Origin of the sequence: Streptomyces sp. NPDC046465, assembly GCF_040646035.1 — a bacterium.
GTDB lineage: Bacteria > Actinomycetota > Actinomycetes > Streptomycetales > Streptomycetaceae > Streptomyces.
Genome location: NZ_JBEYZK010000075.1, coordinates 1 through 2,287 on the forward strand (window position 1 = coordinate 1; position 2,287 = coordinate 2,287).

Annotated in this window: 5 protein-coding genes; 4 read left to right on the forward strand and 1 reads right to left on the reverse strand. The window is 72.4% G+C overall.

Going from position 1 to position 2,287, the window contains the following annotated elements; all coding sequences use genetic code 11:
• Positions 1-393, reverse strand: a 393-nt coding sequence (locus ABZ953_RS39205) for a DUF3418 domain-containing protein (RefSeq protein ID WP_361734306.1), incomplete at its 3' end; no start/stop codon positions are given.
• Between the two features lie 147 nt (positions 394-540).
• Here ABZ953_RS39205 and ABZ953_RS39210 point away from each other — a divergent pair.
• From ABZ953_RS39210 to ABZ953_RS39225, 4 genes are all read left to right on the forward strand, one after another.
• A complete protein-coding gene (locus tag ABZ953_RS39210; RefSeq protein ID WP_361734308.1) occupies positions 541-780 on the forward strand; it encodes a hypothetical protein in 240 nt (79 codons plus the stop codon).
• A 24-nt stretch (positions 781-804) separates the two neighbouring features.
• Complete coding sequence (locus ABZ953_RS39215; RefSeq protein WP_361734310.1) at positions 805-1,146, forward strand: DUF6233 domain-containing protein; 342 nt, start codon at positions 805-807, stop codon at positions 1,144-1,146.
• A 61-nt stretch (positions 1,147-1,207) separates the two neighbouring features.
• A complete protein-coding gene (locus tag ABZ953_RS39220) occupies positions 1,208-1,420 on the forward strand; it encodes a hypothetical protein (protein ID WP_361734312.1) in 213 nt (70 codons plus the stop codon).
• Between the two features lie 54 nt (positions 1,421-1,474).
• The coding region (locus ABZ953_RS39225) for a DNA ligase (RefSeq protein WP_361734314.1) at positions 1,475-2,287 on the forward strand (813 nt) is incomplete at its 3' end.

The following is a 2,287-nucleotide window of genomic DNA, read 5'->3' on the forward strand; positions in this document are numbered from 1 at the left end:
GGAGTCGAAGTGCGCGCCCGACACGACGTCCGCGGGCACCCGCTGGTCGTAGAAGTCGAAGAGCGTCTCGTCGTCGACGAGGATGTCGCGGTCGTCGGGGCCGGTGAACGCGGGCACCGGCTCGCGGCAGCTTCCGGAGTCGTCGCGGATCGCCTCCCACGGGATACGTCCCGAGCGTCGGCCCATCCCCACGACCTCACCCAGCCGCCGGTAGGCACGCTCCGACTTGGCCAGCACGCCATCCGACACCAGCGCGTAGAAGAGCTGACGCAACGACATCGGCAGCAGCTCGCGGTAGCGCAGCAGAATCACATCGACCGCGGCCAGCAACTCCACCGTCGGTGGCCGTGGCCGCCACGACGGCTGATATCCCCGCGCACGCTTGTCCGGCACGACCAACCCCCAAATGCCTGCCCAGCGGTGAAGGACGCCAAGACGTCCCTACCCCCACGCACGGGGCTCTGCCCGCCCCGGGCCCCGCCCCGTTCGCGGCGAACGGGGCGGTCGGCAGCTCTTCTGCTGCCCGCCTAAGATCCGTTCGTGGCTGACATCACCGACGAACTGATCATGCTGGAACGTTCCGCCGAAGAGGAGCGCGCGCGACTCGCGGGCCTCGACGGCGAGGAGTACGCGGCGCAGTGGCGCCGCTGGGGCGACGCGGCCGAACGCTTCCAGGCGGCCGTCACCGCCCACGCCACGGAGACCGGGCAGCCGCGGCACGAGGTCGAGATGGAGACCAAGAAGGCAGTCCGGCACGCGAGCGAAGATCCAGTCGAGTGAGCACCGCTCGTTAGACTCGAACGCATGAACGATCCCGCTCCGCCTTCCCGCCTCGACATGCTGCGCTTCCTGGAGCGTGTGCAACGGGGCAACCTGGAGCGCACGCGCGGCTGGATCGCGGCTGAGGAGCGGCGCGAGGCCGAACGGCTCCAGGGCGAGCGAGCACGGCCCCCGGCGCCGGACTGGATCATTGAGCGAGGGATCGGGCAGGGCGGCCCGCCCATCGAGGTCCACCGCGGCGACTGCCACGCCGCAGGCAAGCGCCGCCGGGCGGTGACCGAGGGTGAGGCGCGGCAGGCCCTCGCGGACGGGATCCGGGCCTGCACCCACTGCCGGCCCCGGGACGAACTCGGCACTCCGGAGTAGCAGCGCGAGGGAGGAGCACTCCGGGGTGCGGGGCTCCCGGCTGCCGCGCACCCTGGTCTGCATGAGCCAGTCACGCGCGGTCGTATACCCGCCCGACGAAGAGGGCGGCCGGCGCGTGCGTATCGACGGCACGCTCCTCGGCCGCGCGTTCTCTGTGCAGGACATCGTCCGGTTCATGCAGGAGGCGGGGCTGCAGGACTACGACGAGATGGACGTGGTGCGCTCACCGTTGATCGAGTGGCAGGGCGGCGGGCCGGACGCCTGGACCATGTGACCGACCGGAGCAGTCCGCCGCGCGCACCACCGTGAGCGGCCGGACGCTGGCGAGGTGAAGTATCCCCTCGACGTCGCCCTCGCCGCGCCCGTGGCCAAGCTCCCCCGGGGCCCGGGGTGGTGGTACGAGCCCAAGCTCGACGGACACCGTCTGATCATGTGGCGCGACGCGGAGACGACGCGGTGCCACACCCGCTCGGGGCGCACCGTCACGTCCGCGTGGATGGACCTCGCGGTCGCGGGGCAGACCGCCCTGCCACCGGGCACCGTGCTCGACGGCGAAGCGGTCGTGTGGGTCAACGGCCGGTTGTCGTTCTCCGCTGCGCAGGCGCGCGGCAATTCCTCGGTGCGGCGGGCCGCTGAGCTCGCCGCGCAGTACCCGGCCAACTACCTGGTGTGGGACTGCCTCATGACCGGCGGCCAGGATCTCCGCGCGCGGCCCTACCTGAAGCGTAGAGCGGCTCTCCTGCACGTCCTCGCCGACGTCTCCCCGCCGATCCAGGCCGTCCCCGCGACGGACGACCTCGAGGTCGCGCTCGCCTGGTACGAGCATCTGCCCGACCAGGGCATCGAGGGCGTCGTGGCCAAACGGGCATCCAGCACCTACCGCGCCGCACGGATCTGGACGAAGATCCGGCATACGGAGACCGTGGACGCGGCAGTCGTCGGCTATGCCGGGCCCGCCGGACGCCCGCGGCGCGCGGCCGTGCTCCTGCCCGACGGACGCCGTGTGCTGTCCCAGGCGCTGACGCCCCCGCTCGCGGCCGCGGTCGCCGCCCTGGTGGCCGACTCCGGACCCGGACGGCGGGCCCGCACCGACAACGGGGAGGCGTACACGACGACGGGCCGGGGCCTGGTGGTGGAGGTC